Source organism: Maritimibacter sp. HL-12, assembly GCF_900177545.1.
Lineage (GTDB): Bacteria > Pseudomonadota > Alphaproteobacteria > Rhodobacterales > Rhodobacteraceae > Sinisalibacter.
In genome coordinates this window covers 439,179-453,662 of sequence record NZ_FXBQ01000001.1, presented here as the reverse complement: position 1 = coordinate 453,662, position 14,484 = coordinate 439,179, and the positions used below count along the sequence as shown (strand labels likewise).

13 protein-coding genes are annotated in these 14,484 nt (G+C 67.1%); 3 read left to right on the top strand and 10 right to left on the bottom strand.

Annotation, left to right across the window (positions count from 1 at the left end; translation table 11 throughout):
• Positions 1–2 precede the first annotated feature (2 nt).
• From B9Y97_RS02265 to B9Y97_RS02245, 5 genes are all read right to left on the bottom strand, one after another.
• Positions 3–1,268 carry a (Fe-S)-binding protein gene (locus B9Y97_RS02265; protein WP_085525235.1) on the bottom strand — a complete coding sequence of 422 codons (1,266 nt, stop codon included), beginning with the start codon at positions 1,266–1,268 and terminating at the stop codon, positions 3–5.
• Positions 1,265–1,930 carry a hypothetical protein gene (locus tag B9Y97_RS02260; protein ID WP_085525234.1) on the bottom strand — a complete coding sequence of 222 codons (666 nt, stop codon included), beginning with the start codon at positions 1,928–1,930 and terminating at the stop codon, positions 1,265–1,267. Before B9Y97_RS02260 ends, B9Y97_RS02265 begins: the two co-directional genes overlap by 4 nt.
• The gene (locus tag B9Y97_RS02255; RefSeq protein WP_085525233.1) at positions 1,927–3,021 is read right to left on the bottom strand and encodes a hydrogenase small subunit; all 1,095 of its coding nucleotides are present in this window, start codon (positions 3,019–3,021) and stop codon (positions 1,927–1,929) included. Before B9Y97_RS02255 ends, B9Y97_RS02260 begins: the two co-directional genes overlap by 4 nt.
• A 13-nt stretch (positions 3,022–3,034) precedes the next feature.
• Positions 3,035–3,472, bottom strand: a complete 438-nt coding sequence (locus tag B9Y97_RS02250; RefSeq protein WP_176224274.1) for a hydrogenase expression/formation C-terminal domain-containing protein — start codon at positions 3,470–3,472, stop codon at positions 3,035–3,037.
• Positions 3,473–3,630: 158 nt separating this feature from the next.
• Entirely contained in the window at positions 3,631–4,113 is a 483-nt protein-coding gene (locus B9Y97_RS02245) for a hydrogenase maturation protease (protein WP_176224273.1), read from the bottom strand.
• 50 nt (positions 4,114–4,163) lie between these two features.
• Between B9Y97_RS02245 and B9Y97_RS02240 the strand changes: the two genes are divergently transcribed.
• Positions 4,164–4,400, top strand: a complete 237-nt coding sequence (locus B9Y97_RS02240) for a HypC/HybG/HupF family hydrogenase formation chaperone (RefSeq protein ID WP_085525230.1) — start codon at positions 4,164–4,166, stop codon at positions 4,398–4,400.
• A gap of 109 nt (positions 4,401–4,509) precedes the next feature.
• On the opposite strand, the gene cydX is transcribed toward B9Y97_RS02240, so the two are convergent.
• From cydX to cydD, 5 genes are all read right to left on the bottom strand, one after another.
• Positions 4,510–4,635, bottom strand: coding sequence for a cytochrome bd-I oxidase subunit CydX (gene cydX / locus B9Y97_RS02235; RefSeq protein ID WP_085525229.1), 126 nt, complete (start codon positions 4,633–4,635; stop codon positions 4,510–4,512).
• A gap of 13 nt (positions 4,636–4,648) precedes the next feature.
• On the bottom strand, positions 4,649–5,812 hold the full coding sequence (cydB, locus tag B9Y97_RS02230; RefSeq protein ID WP_085525228.1) for a cytochrome d ubiquinol oxidase subunit II: 1,164 nt from the start codon (positions 5,810–5,812) through the stop codon (positions 4,649–4,651).
• 6 nt (positions 5,813–5,818) lie between these two features.
• Complete coding sequence (locus tag B9Y97_RS02225) at positions 5,819–7,429, bottom strand: cytochrome ubiquinol oxidase subunit I (protein WP_085525227.1); 1,611 nt, start codon at positions 7,427–7,429, stop codon at positions 5,819–5,821.
• Between the two features lie 129 nt (positions 7,430–7,558).
• Positions 7,559–9,211, bottom strand: coding sequence for a thiol reductant ABC exporter subunit CydC (gene cydC, locus B9Y97_RS02220; protein WP_085525226.1), 1,653 nt, complete (start codon positions 9,209–9,211; stop codon positions 7,559–7,561).
• Positions 9,208–10,869, bottom strand: a complete 1,662-nt coding sequence (cydD, locus tag B9Y97_RS02215; protein ID WP_085525225.1) for a thiol reductant ABC exporter subunit CydD — start codon at positions 10,867–10,869, stop codon at positions 9,208–9,210. Before cydD ends, cydC begins: the two co-directional genes overlap by 4 nt.
• 145 nt (positions 10,870–11,014) lie before the next feature.
• On the opposite strand from cydD, the gene B9Y97_RS02210 reads away from it, so the two are divergent.
• Together B9Y97_RS02210 and B9Y97_RS02205 are read left to right on the top strand one after the other, a co-directional pair.
• Positions 11,015–11,503 (top strand): RrF2 family transcriptional regulator, encoded by a 489-nt coding sequence (locus B9Y97_RS02210; protein ID WP_085525224.1) that lies wholly within the window; start codon positions 11,015–11,017, stop codon positions 11,501–11,503.
• A gap of 232 nt (positions 11,504–11,735) precedes the next feature.
• Complete coding sequence (locus tag B9Y97_RS02205; RefSeq protein WP_085525223.1) at positions 11,736–14,438, top strand: cation-transporting P-type ATPase; 2,703 nt, start codon at positions 11,736–11,738, stop codon at positions 14,436–14,438.
• The last annotated feature ends 46 nt before the right edge of the window (positions 14,439–14,484 follow it).

Below are 14,484 nucleotides of genomic sequence, written 5' to 3'. Positions count from 1 at the left end.
TCTCAATCCTCGTCGTCCAGGTATTCACCGATCATTTCGGTGAGACCCAGAACCTCGATATCGTCCATGCCACGCGCTTCGAGCTGGTTTTCCAGCGTCGTATGGCAGAAGGCGCACATGGTAACGATCTTCTCGGGTGCCACGGCTTCGAACTGCCGCTTCTTGATGTTGAACGCGGTGGCCTGAAGATCGTTTGCCCGTTCGTTGGCCCCAACCCCGCCACCACCCGAGCAGCACCAGTTCATCGTGCCGGCATTCTCGGTTTCGATGAAATTGTCGGCGACCATGTTCAGCAGGTTGCGCGGCTCGCGGTTGATGCCGCCGCGGCGGTTGAGCTGGCAGGGGTCGTGGAAGGTGATGCGATCGTGATCCATTCCCTTGGTCTTGAGCTTGCCCTCGGCCCGAAGCTTGTCGAGCAACTCGATGATGTGCACCACCTCGAAGGGATATTCGCGGCCGATCAGGTTGGGCCCTTCCCAGCGGATCGCCTGGAAGGCGTGGCCGCATTCGGGGCTGATCACGCCCTTCACGCCGAGTTTCTCGGCGGCGTTGACCACGCGCGACACGAGGTTGCGCGCCACGTCACGGTTGCCGAGCTGGATGCCGACATTGGTCGCCTCGAAGCCTTCGGTCGAGATCGTCCAGGTTACGCCGGCCTGGTGCAGGATCCGCGCCACCGCCGCGATCATCTCTTCACCGGAGGCGATTTCGTGCGACGACAGGATCAGCATGTAGTCGACGCCGGGCTTGTCGAGCTCGATTTCCAGCCCGGTCTCGGCGCTGGCCTGCTTGACCCGGGCAAGGAGCGCCTTGGTCAGATCGCCCATCGGCGAGGTGCCGTCGGTGTGGCGCTCGGCGGCACCGACGAGATCGTGCGGCCCGTGGCCCGAGGCCGACATGCCCTCGCGCATCTTGCGGATCATCATGGTGATGTCGTTGCCCACCGGGCAAACCATGGTGCAGCGTCCGCACATGGTGCAGCTGTCATAAACCAGCTCTTCCCATTCGGTGAGATCTTCGTCGGTGATCTTCTTGCCCAGCCCGAGCATGGCTTTCGCCCGTCCGAGCAGGGTGTATTCGTTCGACCACATGCGCCGCATCAGGTCGAGCTTGTGGATCGGCGTGTATTTCGGATCGCCCGTTTCCTTGTAGAACAGGCAGGCTTCCGCGCAGATGCCGCAGCTCACGCAGGAGGTGAAGAAGCTCGCCACCGGTGCGTCGATCTGTTCGCGCAGCGCATTGAGGCCGCGTTCGAGGGTCGCGGTCATGATTCGGCTCCTTTCCGGCCCTGGATCGAGCCGTTGTAGTAGCGCGCCATCGCGAAGGTGACGGCGTGCATCAGCTTGGTGAAGGGGAAGGCGATCATCAGCAGTTCCGCCGAGAGGATGTGCACCGCCATCATCAGCGTCGGGTCACCGAAGATCTGGTTCACGGCGATGTAGCCGGTGACCAGCGGCAGGCCCGAAAGCACCAGCACCAGCCAGTCGTCGAAGCGGGTGAGCGCGCGGCGCACCGGGTCTTTCACCCGGGTCCATGCCAATGCGATCAGCGCGAGCACGCTCGCCGCGGTCGCGGTTTCGATCAGCGCCTTGTTGGCGGCGGGCCAGCTCAGCCCGATCAAGTCATCGACCAGAGCGATATGCGCGCCGAGGAACAGGAAGGCGATGGCAAAGCCGATGTGGAAGACATAGCCGCCGATGTAGGTGACGGGGGCTTCCATCATCGCGCCCTTGCGCGGGACCGAGCGGGTGAAGATCGTCTTCAGCCCCTGGCCCACCGGGCTGCCCTTGGGTTTGGCGAAATCCTTCTTGCGGCCGAGCACGACGATTTCCACCACCCGCAGCAGGATGCCGCCGATCATGATCGTGAGCGCGATGTCGAAGCCGGGGCCACGGGCCCACATCAACAGGTCAAAATATGGGTTGTTCATGACTTCTTCTCCAGATCATGCGCATCCACGGTCTCGTGCGCCTTTCCCGCGCGCGCCTTGCTGGCCCGTCCCAGCGCGCCACCGGCAACGCCAAGCGCCGCCCCGCCCGCAACCGCGGCGATGCCAAGCTTGCGATACTCGCCTGCGGGCACCGAGAGCGGCTTGTAGAACCCGCCGTTGTCCCAGAAATCGGGTTCGGTGCAGCCGAGGCAGCCATGCCCCGCCTGGATCGGGAAGGAGGTGCCGCCGTTCCACTTCACGGTCGCGCAGACCGAGCGCGTGGTCGGACCCTTGCAGCCGAGCTTGTAGAGGCACCAGCCCTCGCGCGCGCCTTCGTCGTCGAAGCCTTCCGCGAACATCCCCTTGTCGTAGAACGGCCGCCGATAGCAGCGGTCATGGATGGTTTCGCCGAAGAAGGCCTTCGGGCGGCCGAGCTTGTCGACCTCGATGCTGTCGAGACCGAAGGTCAGGAACTGCGCCAGAACGCTGGTCATCACGATCGGGATCGGTGGGCAGCCGGGCACGTTGATGATCGGCTTGTCGGTGATGATGTCGCTCACCGAAACCGCGCCGGTGGGGTTCGGATCGGCGTGCGGGATGCCGCCGTAGGCCGCGCAGGTGCCCACCGCCACGATCGCGGCGGCGCCCTCGGCGGTTTCCTTCAGCATGTCGAGGTTCGACATGCCCGCGATGCAGGAATAGCCGGGGTCGCCAATCGGGATCGAGCCATCGACCACCACGAGATAATTGCCCCAGTTGTCCTTCATCGCCTGTTCGCGCGCATGTTCGGCGGCGTCTCCGGAGGCGGCTTGCAGGGTGTGATGATAGTCGAGCGAAATCACGTTGAAGATCAGGTCTTCGATCGTCGGCGCGTGACTGCGGGTGATCGCCTCGGTGCAGCCGGTGCATTCCTGGAAGCTGAGCCAGATCACCGAGGGGCGCGTGGTGGTTTCCAGCGCGTGGGCCACTTTCGGTGCGAGGATCGGAGGCAGGGCCATGGCCGAGGTCAGCGTGGCGCAATACTTCAAAAAGCCTCGTCGGCTGATCCCGTGTGCCTTCATAAGGTCCGGGAGCAGGGGTTTGACCGCCATCGCGTGCCTCCTTTCAATGTGTCCGGCTGTCGTGCTCTTCAAGCCGGATTGCCAGCCGCGTCAGACCTGCTTCTGCGTCCGCGCGCTGCGTTTTCAAAATATCGGGTAGAAATGTGACCTCGACGAAGCGCGACAGCGTCTCGCCGTTCTGGTCGAAATGATCTATGCGCCAAACCCCGGGAATCCCGGTTTCCTCGACGTGGCTGGTGCCAAGCACCTCCAGCGTCGCGCTGAGTTCGCCCTTGCCGAGCACCTCGTCGAGCAGACGCTCGTCGCCGGGGGCGAAGGGGATCGCGCCAAGGTCGATGGTGGTGGTGGTGCCGGTGGCAAGGAGGGTGTCGAGGGCGGCGTGAATCTCTTGCAGCACGGGCCGGGCATTGCCGGTCGAAATATGCGACTTCAGCACTTCGACCGCTTCGCGGCCGTGCGGATTCTCGGCGTTGGTGTTCACGCGGTTGCCCTCCCACACTCCCCGCCGTGAATAACCGGACTGGCGGTAAGTTTGTGGCAGATTGCCGCGCGTTCGATCATGGCGACTTGATCTGCATCAACAAGATGCACGTATCTAATTTTATGAATTTGTTAAGCGTGCCGTCTGGCCTGCGCCGATCAGCCTCGCCAGCGCCGCGCGAGGCCCAGAACAGCCTCGCCCGCTTGCGGGATCGCGGCCGCCACGGCGGCGGTCATATGCTCGCCAACCGTCAGAATTTCCGGCTGAATTCCTATCAGTGCCCGTTTTTCGGGCACCGCGCCGCGCAGCCGCAGACCGTCCATCACGTCGTCGAGGCCGATGTCGTGCGGGTTGCGGCCCCGGGTACGTAAAAAGTGGTCCATTTCGGCCCCTTCAAACAGCTTGAAGGCACCCGGCGCCTCGCCGAGCCATGCCGAATCGCAAACGATCATCGCGTCCGCGTCCTCCATGGCAACCATCAATGTGAGCCCCATGGTGCCGCCATCCATCGCCTCAAGCCCGAGATCGGCGGCCTCGGGCAGCGCGCCGACATGCTCGGCCAGCCGCACCCCCGCCGCCTCGTCGGTCAGCAACACGTTGCCCAGCCCCAGCACCAGGATTGTGGTCTTGTCCATTGTCATGGCGGCGAGCATACTTGGTTCACAGCCCCCGGCAAGCGGAGACACGCCCCATGTGCCTGACCATCCCGATGCGGATCGAGGAGATCGACGGCCACCGCGCCCGTTGCGCCGCGATGGGGCAGGAGCGCTGGGCCGATCTGATGCTGGTGGCGGGCGATCCGCCCAAGCCCGGCGACTACGTGGTGATCCATCTCGGCTTCGTGCAACGCACGGTGCCGGAAGCGGAAGCACTGGAAAGCCACGCGCTGTTTCAGGAAATCGCCGATACCCTCGCCCGCGAGGGGTGATCTGTTTTCAATGAAAATGGCCCGACCGCGTGGATGCGGCCGGGCCACCTCTTTCCCCGGGGCGCCGAAAGGGACGTGAAAGGCGCGCGCGGGGCGTCTTGCGCTGCGGTCAATCGTCGCGTGTGCGGCGTTTGTTCATCAGCTTCTCGTCTTCCTGCAACTCAAGCCACATCGCGTTGACCACGGCAAAGCCGGCGGCAAGGGGCAGGCCGAGGAGCCAGGCGAAATACCACATGTCGTTTCCTTTCTCAGTACATCGCGCCGGTGTCGGTGGTTACGTCATCTTCCGTCACCTTGCCCCACAGCACCTTGTAGACCCAGGCGGTGTAGAGAAGGATGAGCGGCATGAAGATCACCGTGACGACGAGCATCACGAAGAGCGTCAGGTGCGACGAAGAGGCGTCCCACACGGTGAGCGACGAGCGCGGATCGGTCGACGAGGGCAGGATGAACGGGAACATCGTCAGCCCGACGCTCGAAATCACCCCGAAAATGGCGAGTTTCGACCACAGCAGCGTGCCGATGTCGCGCCGCGCCTTCAGCCCCAGGGCGGCCATCGCCATGCCGATGAAGCCGAACGCCGGGGCGATCGCGATCCACGGCCGTTCGCCGTAGGCCGCGAGCCAGGAGCCGCCTTTATCCACCTCCGAGAACAGCGGGTTGGAGGGGCCGTTGGCAACGATCTCGCTGGCGAAGGCATAGCCGTCGATGCCGAAGGCGAGCCAGACACCGGCAAGCGCGTAGCCGATGAACGCCACCCCGGCGGCCCAGAGGCCGATCCGCCGCGCCCGGCCCGCGATCGGGTCTTCCGCCTTCAGCCCGAGCCAGGCCGCGCCGTGCATCACGATCATCGCGGCCGAAACCACGCCGGCGAGCAGGGCGAAGGGGTTGAGCAACCCGAAGAGCTTGCCGAAGGCCGAGCCTTCATAGACCGGCAACAGGTCGTCGGTCAGGTGGAAGGGCGCGCCTTGCAGCACGTTGCCCACCGCCACGCCGAAGAGCAGCGCGGGGACGAAGCCGCCGATGAACAGCGCCCAGTCCCAGCCGTTGCGCCACCGCGCACTTTCGCGCTTGGAGCGATACTTGAAGCCAACCGGGCGCAGGATCAGCGCCGCAAGCACGAGGAACATCGCGAGGTAGAAGCCCGAGAAGCTCATCGCGTAGAGCGGTGGCCAGGCCGCGAAGATCGCGCCGCCGCCGAGGATGAACCACACCTGGTTGCCTTCCCAGACCGGGCCGACGGTGTTGATCACCACGCGGCGCTCGGTGTCGGTCTTGCCGACAAAGGGCAGGAGCGCGCCCACCCCCATGTCGAATCCGTCGGTGAGGGCGAAGCCGATCAGCAGCACGCCGAGCAGCCCCCACCAGATGACGCGCAGAACGTCGAGTGAAATCAGGTCATGCAGGATCATGGGTCATTACTCCGCAGGGGTTGCGATCGGGGATGCACCGGTCGAGCCGCGCAGCCGTCGGGCGTGGTCGTCCATCCATTGCTCGGTTTCCTTCACATCCTGGAACGGGCCCTTGCGGATGTATTTCAGCATCAGGCCCATCTCGATGACGAAGAGCACGGTGTAGAACGCCACGAAGCCCGCCAGCGTCATCGCCACCTCGGTGACCGAGAGCGCGCTCACGCTCATCGCGGTCGGCAGAACACCGTCCACGGTCCAGGGCTGACGGCCGAACTCGGCCACGAACCAGCCCATCTCGGCGGCGATCCAGGGTGCCGGGATCATCCACACCGCGAGGTGCAGCGACCAGCGCGGGAACTGCATCCGCTTGAACGAGGCGCGGATGAAGAAAAAGCCCATCGTGGCGATGAAGCCGAAGCCGAGCCCCACCATGATCCGGAAGGCCCAGAACAGCGGCCAGACCGTCGGGATGGTGTCTTCCGCCGCCATTAGGATCTGGTCTTCCGTCGCGGTCGCCGGATCATCGGTGTATTTGCGCAAGAGGAATGCATGACCAAGATCGTCGGAATGCTCCTCGAAGGTCGCCGTCACCGCCGGATCGACCGCCTCGCGCTCTTCGCGGATCTGCATCAGCGCCTCGTAGGCGATCATGCCGGAACGGATGCGTTCCTCGGCCTGCTGCTCGAGATCGTTGATGCCGGGGATTTCCTCGGTCAGCGACCGGGTGCCGATGATGCCCATCACCCAGGGGATATGGATCGCGAACTTGGTCTCCCGCGCCTCCTGGTCGGGGATGCCGATCAGGGTGAAATCCGCCGGGGCGTCGTGGGTGTCCCACATCCCCTCCATCGCGGCGAGTTTCATCTTCTGGTGGTCGGTGGCCGAGTAGCCCGACTCGTCGCCCAGCACCACCACCGAGAGCGCCGAGGCGAGGCCGAAGGCGGCGGCGACGGTGATCGAGCGGCGGGCAAGGTCGATGTGGCGGTCACGCAGCAGGTACCAGGCCGACACGCCGATCACGAAGACCGCCGCGGTGACGTACCCGGCCGAAACGGTGTGCACGAACTTCGCCTGCGCCACCTCGTTGAACAGCACCTCGAAGAACGAGGTCATCTCCATCCGCATCGTCATCGGGTTGAACTCCGCGCCCACCGGGTTCTGCATCCAGCCGTTGGCGATGAGAATCCACAGCGCCGAGAAGTTCGAGCCGATGGCGACGAGCCAGGTGACGATCGCGTGGGCGACCTTCGACATCTTGTCCCAGCCGAAGAACATCAGCCCGACGAAGGTGGCTTCGAGGAAGAAGGCCATCAGCCCCTCGATCGCCAGCGGCGCGCCGAAGATGTCGCCGACATAGTGCGAGTAATAGGCCCAGTTCATCCCGAACTGGAATTCCATGGTGATGCCGGTGGCGACGCCGAGCACGAAGTTGATGCCGAACAGCGTGGCCCAGAACTTCGTCATCTGCCGCCAGATCGGCCGGTTGGTCATGACATAGACCGTCTCCATGATCGCCACGATGATCGACAGACCAAGCGTGAGCGGCACGAAGAGGAAGTGATACATCGCTGTCATGGCGAATTGCAGCCGTGACAGCTCGACGATTCCGAACTCCATTTCTCTCTCCTGTGTCGGGGCCTTCCGGGCCACGGAGTTTCAAGATCAAAGTGACATGCTGGATGCAACTTTTGATCGGATCATATGGAGATAGGGGCAAATTTCAAAACATGAATCGTGGATGTGACTTTATGTCATAGCTTGATAGCCATCCGCCGCTGCGATTTCGACCGCGCGATGCGCGGCGATCAGGATCGCGGCTTCGGGCAGCGCCGCGCGGATGCCCGCCAGCACGGCCTCGGCGGTGGCCCGGTCGAGCCCCTCGGTGGGTTCGTCGAGCAAGAGCAGGGCCGGGCGCCGCAGGAGTGCGCGCGCCAGCGCCACCCGCCGGGCCTCGCCGCCCGAAAGCCCCGCCCCGCCGGGCCCGATCGGGGCGTCGAGCCCGCCACGCGCGGCGAAGGTGGCCTTGAGCGCGCAGGTGTCGAGCGCGGCAAGCAGCGCGGCGTCGTCGACGTCGGGGGCGGCCAGCGCGAGGTTCTCGCGCAGGGTTCCGGCAACGAGGCTGGTGCGCTGCGGCACCAGGGTGACGACCTCGCGCAGCGCCGCTTCGGGCCAGTCGGCGAGCGGCTGACCGCACAGAAGCGCCTGCCCGTGGCTCGCGGCACTCACGCCTGCGGCAATCTGCAAGACCGTGCTCTTGCCCGAGCCTGAAGGGCCGGTGAGCGCCATCACCTCGCCGGGTGCCAGCCTGAGCGACAGCCCCGAGAACACCGGCGCCGCGGCGCCCGGGCGGTGCAGCGCGATCCGGTCGAGCACGAGCACCGGCGCGGATCGGATCGGTGCCGGGGCGGGTGGCGCGACCGGGGCGGGCGCGGCGTCGAGCACCGGGTCCATGCGCACCGCGGCGAGGCGCATCCGGCCCAGTTCGGTTGCCGCCCGGTGCATCGGCGCGAGAGTTTCGGCCAGCGCCATCGCGGTGAACACGCCCATGGCGGCGAGGGCCGGGGTGAGTGCGCCGGAGTCGACCAACTCGAGCCCGATCCAGAGCGCCACCGCCGTCGCCGTGCTCGCCACCAGTGCCAATGCCGCGCCCGCTTGCCGCCCGGTGCGATCGAGCCCGGCCTGAAGCGCGCGCCGCTTGCTATCGGCGGCGCGCGCGGCCTCCGTCTCGGCGGGAAGGCGGCCATGCACCACGAGGTCGGCGCGGGCGCGCAGCAGGTCGAGCAGCCGGGCGCGGAAGGTCTGGGCTGCGCGTTCGGCCCTGGCCGAGGGCCGCGCCGCCCGCGCCCCGGCCCAGGCCATGATCGCGGTCGCGCCCGCAAGGTAGATCGCGAGGATCGCCGCCGCCACCCGCAGATCGCCCAGCCACCACAGCACCCCGAACACCAGCCCATGCGCGGCCAGTCCCGCGCCGATCGGCAGGATCAGCCGCAGCGGGATGCCGTCAAGCGCGTCGACATCGGCGGTGATGCGGTTGAGTTCCGCGCTGCGCCTTGCCCGGACCATCGCGTCGAAGGGCAGGGCGGCGGCGCGCGCGAGCAACCGGACCCGGAGCGCGGCCAGCACCCGGAGCGTGGCGTCGTGCGTGGTCAGCCGTTCGCCGTAGCGCGCCGCGGTGCGCCCGAGTGCGAGGAACCGCACCATGGCGGACGGGCGGAACACGTCGAAGGTCGCGCCCACGCCGGCCAGCCCGGCGGCGGCGGCGGCGGTGATGAACCAGCCCGAAAGCCCGAGCAGTGCAGCCCCCATCAGCAGCACCACGAGTGCCAGCGCCGCGCCTTGCAGCAGCGCCTTGCGCTGGCTCTGCACCATCAGGCGGAAGATCCGAAGGAGAGGTCTCATGCCGCGCCCCCGATCTCGATCGTCCTGTCCAGCCGGGCGGCAAGGCCCTCGTCATGGGTGGCGACGATCAGGGCCATCCCCGCTGCAGCGCGCGCCATCAGCGCCTTGGCGACGATGCTTGCGGTTTCGGCGTCAAGGTCGGCGGTGGGCTCGTCGGCGAGCAGCAGGGCGGGGTTGGCGTGGAGCGCGCGTGCCAGCGTCACCCGCCGCGCCTCGCCGCCCGAAAGCCCCGCCCCGGTTTCACCCAACCGGGTTTGCGCGCCTGCGGGCAAAGCCGCGACGACATGCGCCACCCCGGCCTGGTCCAGTGCCGCGCCGACATCGTCTCCGGAAGCCATCGCGACGTTGTCGTGCAAGCTGGCGTCGAGGAAATGCGGGGCCTGCGGCATCCAGCCGAGATGCGTGCGCCAGCCGTCGGCGGTGCCGTCATCGAGAAATCGCCCGTTCACCCGGATCTCGCCCGCCTCGGGGCGCAAAAGCCCGGCCAGCGCCATCAGCGCGGTTGTCTTGCCCGCGCCGGAGGGGCCGGTGAGGGCAAGGGTTTCGCCTGCGTGGAGCGTGATGTCGGGCAGGGTCAGCAGGGCATCGCCCCGCCGGATCCGCAGCCCCCGGGTGGTGAGCGAGAAGGGGCCGGGCAGGGCAGGGGCTGCCCCGCCGGTGCCGAAGCCGGGCGCACGCGGCGCATCCTCCCAGGCGGCGATTTCCTCGGCCACCGCCGCCGCCGCGGCGCGGTCGTGCCATGCGGCGGCAAGGTCGCGCAGCGGCTGGTAGAACTCGGGCGCGAGCATCAACAGGAAGATCACCACCACCGGCGAGAGCGGCGCGCCCCATGTCCCGAACGAGATCGCGCCGAGCAGCGAGAAGCCGAGGAACACCGCCACCATCGCCACCCCGATGGCGGCGAACAGCTCCAGCACGGTCGATGACAGGAAGGCGATCCGCAGCACTGCCATGGTGCGGGCGCGCAACCCCTCGGCCTGGTCGGCAAAGCCCGCGATCAGCGCCGGGCGCGCGCCGAGCAGGCGAAAATCTGCGAGCGCCGCGAGCCGGTCGGCAAGCAGGTCGTTCAGCGAGCCGACCTCGCGCATCTGCCGTTCGCTGGCATCCTGCGCGGCCATGCCGACCAGCGCCATGAACACCGGGATCAGCGGTCCGGAGATCAGGAACACCACGCCCACCGCCCAGCTTGCGGCAAAGGCCACGGCCAGGATCACCAGCGGCACCACCGCAACGCGGGCGCGCGCCGGGGTGTAGCGGGTGAGATAGGGGGCGAGCAATTCGAGCTTTTCGCCCGCCAGCGCCGCCACCGCGCCCGCGCCGCCGGTGTCCCCCGCCGTTGCGGGTCCCTCGCGGGTTTCCCGGGCAAGCAGGCGGGCGCGCAGGCCCGCGATCACCCGGTCGCTGGCACGAAAGGCGATGCCGCCGCCGATGTAGCCCAAAACGGCCCGCAGTGCCCCAGTGGCAAGAAAGATCAGCGCCGCCTCCGCGGGCGTAAGCAACGCCGGCGGCACCAGCACGCCGCCGATCGCCAAGGCCACCGCGCCTGCCTGCACCAGCCACAACAGGTTCGCCGCAACCGCGAGGGCAGCGGCAAGTTGAAGGCTCCGGCGCACGGGCAGGGTGAGGCGGGTGATCTGGTCTGCTGTGCGGCGCGCCACGCGATTTCCCTCCTCACCGGCGTTTTAATCTGCATCCCTAATACAGAATATAGGGATCGACTTGCCCATGTGGCCTGATCTAGATCAGTTACAAGAGGTGCGTGCCGTGCTTCTTTGTCGCAAACCGACCAGCAGGAAATGCCCTTTGCGCCTGACAACCCGAACCAACCTCGCGATCCGCGCGCTGATGTATTGCGGCGTTCATCATGGCGAAACCGTGCGCTCCGCCGATATCGCGCGGGCCTGCAATTCCTCCGCCAACCACCTTGCACAGGTGATCAACGCGCTGCACGCGAAGGGCTTCGTTCACGCCACGCGCGGGCGGCTCGGCGGGGTGCGGCTGGCGCGCCCGCCGAGGTCGATCAACATCGGCGCGGTGTTCCGGCTGTTCGAGGCGGACGTGCCCTTCACCGAATGTTTCGCGCCCGAAACCAACACCTGCCCGCTGGTCACTGCCTGCCGGTTGCGCAGCGCGATCCGGCGCGCGCTCGAAGCCTTCTACCACGAGATGGACCTCGTTACCCTCGAAGACCTGACCAAGGGCAACTGCATGCTCGACGACATCTTCCGCGCCGCCGACAGGCTGGGTGCGGGCGAGCCCTGTTCCGGGCCCGAGATTGCCGCCCAACGCTGAAACCTGCGAAGGGTGCCGGGGTGCCGCCGGGCCGAGGATGAAATCGGTTGCGACGGGTCCGGATTCGCTGGCCCCGGATGCGTGGAATCGCTACCATCCATGCGCAAAGACGAGGCCGGGCGCGGGCGCTCAGGTGCTGTTGTTGTGCGGGGTTAATCCCCTTTCATCAACGGCTTGACCCGCGTTTGCCCGATCTTGTGCGAGGCCAAGGCAGACGAAGGGAAGCACTGACATGACCACGTCACGGGCGCAAACCGTCTATCACGCCGCGACCCCCGAGGAGACGCTCGCGGCGCTGGAGACGACGGCGAAGGGTTTGACCGGGGTAGAGGTTGCTGCGCGCCGTGAGCGCTATGGTCCGAACGCGCTGCCCGAGCCGCCGAAACGCAGCGCCATCGTCCGCTTCCTTTTGCAGTTCCACAACGTGCTGATCTACGTCCTGCTCTTCGCCGCCGCCGTCACCGCGGCGCTGGCGCACTGGATCGACACCGGCGTGATCCTCGCCGTGGTGATCGTCAACGCGATCATCGGCTTCATCCAGGAAGGCAAGGCCGAGGAAGCCATGGCGGCGATCCGCGGCATGCTCGCGCCGCGCTCGGCGGTGCTGCGCGACGGCCGGCGGGTGAGCGTCGATGCCGTCGATCTCGTGCCCGGCGATGTCGTGCTGGTCGAGGCCGGCGACCGGGTGCCGGCCGATCTGCGGCTGATCGAGGCGCGCGGGCTGAAGGTCGAGGAGGCAATCCTCACCGGCGAATCGGTGCCGGTCGACAAGACCCTCGGCGCGGTGGCGGAAGATGCCCCGCTCGGTGATCGCGCGCCGATGATGTTTTCCGGCACCCTCGTTGCCGCCGGGGCAGGGCGGGGCGTGGTGGTCGCCACCGCTGGCGAAACCGAGATCGGCCGGATCAGCGGCCTGCTTTCGCAGGTGGAAACCCTCACCACCCCGCTCGTGCACCAGATGGACATCTTTGCCAGGTGGCTCACCGTGTTCATCCTGATCATCGCGGCCAGCCTGATGGCCTGGGGCTACTTTGTCACCCACATGGAATTCGGCGAATTGTTCATGGCGGTTGTCGGGCTTTCGGTCGCGGCGATTCCCGAAGGGCTGCCGGCCGTGCTCACGATCACGCTGGCGGTGGGGGTACAGGCGATGGCCCGGCGCAATGCCATCGTCCGCCGCCTGCCCGCGATCGAAACGCTGGGCTCGGTCTCGGTGATCTGCTCCGACAAGACCGGCACCCTCACCCGCAACGAGATGATGGTGGCCTCGCTTGCCGCCGCCGAACACATCTATTCGGTGGGCGGCAACGGCTATGCCCCCGAAGGCGCGGTGCGCTGGCGCGATGCGGATGTGAACCCCGCCGACCACGCGGTGCTGACCGAGTTTGCCCGGGCCGCGGCCTTGTGCAACGATGCCTCGCTGCACGGTCACGAGAGCGGCTGGCGTGTCGAGGGCGACCCGATGGAGGGCGCGCTGATGGCGCTCGCGGGCAAGATCACCGGCGACGGGTCTGAACCCTTCGCCGACTGGGCGCGCACCGATGCCATCCCCTTCGATGCCGCGCACCGCTACATGGCAACGCTGCACCATGACCACGACGGCACCGCCTGCATCCATGTCAAGGGTGCCCCCGAGGTGGTTCTGGGCCTGTGCGGGGGCCAGCGTGCGTCGGACGGCGGCACCGCGCCGCTCGACCGCGACGCCTGGGCCGAGCGGGTCGAAGACCTCGCGGGCGAGGGCCAGCGGGTGATCGCCGTGGCGGTCTGCGAGGTTGCGCAGGAAAAGACCGTGCTCAATGCCGCCGATCTCGAGGGCACGCTGACGCTGATCGGCCTCGTCGGGTTGATCGACCCGCCGCGCGAGGAGGCGATCAAGGCGGTGGCCGAGTGCCTTGCCGCGGGCATCCGGGTGAAGATGATCACCGGCGACCATGCCGCCACCGCGCGCGCCATTGCCGCGCGCATCGGCCTGCAGAACAGCGACGACGTGCTCACCGGTGCCGATATCGAGGCGATGGACGCGGGCGATCTGGCCGAGGCGGTGCTCACCACGGATGTCTTCGCGCGCACCTCGCCCGAGCACAAGCTGCGGCTCGTCGAGGCGCTGCAGGCGCGCGGCCTGACCGTGGCGATGACCGGCGACGGGGTGAACGACGCCCCTGCGCTCAAGCGCGCCGACGCAGGCATCGCCATGGGCCGGAAGGGCAGCGAGGCCGCCAAGGAGGCCGCCGAACTGGTTCTGGCCGACGACAACTTCGCCTCGATCGCCGCCGCCGTGCGCGAGGGCCGGACGGTCTACGACAACATCAAGAAGGTGATCAGCTGGACCCTGCCCACCAACGCGGGCGAGGCGATGACGATCGTCGTGGCGCTGTTCCTCGGCATGGCGCTGCCGATCACCGCGGTGCAGATCCTCTGGGTCAACCTGATCACCGCGATCACGCTGGGCATCGCGCTCGCCTTCGAGCCTTCGGAGAAAGGCACGATGCGCCGCCCGCCGCGCCCGCGCAACGAGCCGCTGCTCACCGGCGAACTGGTCTGGCATATCGTGATGGTCTCGACGCTGTTCCTCGGCGCGGTATTTGGCGTCTACGCCTTCGCGATCGACAAGGGCTACGATCAGGCACTGGCGCAGACCATGGCGATGAACATGCTGGTGGTGCTGGAGATGTTCCATTTGTTCTTCATCCGCAACATCTATGCCACCTCGCTGACCTGGGCCGCCGTGCGCGCCACGCGCTTCGTCTGGGCCTGCGTGCTGATCGTGGTGGCGGCGCAATTCGCGATCACCTACCTGCCGCCGCTGCAGGCGGTGTTTGGCACTCACCCGGTGCCGTTCCTCGACGGGGTGATGATCGTCGGCATCGGCGCGGTGTTCTTCGCCCTGATCGAGACCGAAAAGCAGATGCGCCTCGCCTTCCGCCGCCCGGCCTGAGCAATTCGGCCGGGGCGCGGCCCGGGACCTGGCCTCCGCGCAAGGG

What these genes read in the sequence shown, in the direction of transcription:
- cydB (WP_085525228.1), bottom strand. Translation starts at nt 5,812, where the DNA reads ATGATCCTGCATGACCTGATTTCACTCGACGTTCTGCGCGTCATCTGG.
- B9Y97_RS02245 (WP_176224273.1), bottom strand. Translation starts at nt 4,113, where the DNA reads ATGACAATGGACAAGACCACAATCCTGGTGCTGGGGCTGGGCAACGTG.
- B9Y97_RS02260 (WP_085525234.1), bottom strand. Translation starts at nt 1,930, where the DNA reads ATGAACAACCCATATTTTGACCTGTTGATGTGGGCCCGTGGCCCCGGC.
- B9Y97_RS02240 (WP_085525230.1), top strand. Translation starts at nt 4,164, where the DNA reads ATGTGCCTGACCATCCCGATGCGGATCGAGGAGATCGACGGCCACCGC.
- B9Y97_RS02265 (WP_085525235.1), bottom strand. Translation starts at nt 1,268, where the DNA reads ATGACCGCGACCCTCGAACGCGGCCTCAATGCGCTGCGCGAACAGATC.
- B9Y97_RS02205 (WP_085525223.1), top strand. Translation starts at nt 11,736, where the DNA reads ATGACCACGTCACGGGCGCAAACCGTCTATCACGCCGCGACCCCCGAG.
- B9Y97_RS02255 (WP_085525233.1), bottom strand. Translation starts at nt 3,021, where the DNA reads ATGGCGGTCAAACCCCTGCTCCCGGACCTTATGAAGGCACACGGGATC.
- cydC (WP_085525226.1), bottom strand. Translation starts at nt 9,211, where the DNA reads ATGAGACCTCTCCTTCGGATCTTCCGCCTGATGGTGCAGAGCCAGCGC.
- cydX (WP_085525229.1), bottom strand. Translation starts at nt 4,635, where the DNA reads ATGTGGTATTTCGCCTGGCTCCTCGGCCTGCCCCTTGCCGCCGGCTTT.
- B9Y97_RS02225 (WP_085525227.1), bottom strand. Translation starts at nt 7,429, where the DNA reads ATGGAGTTCGGAATCGTCGAGCTGTCACGGCTGCAATTCGCCATGACA.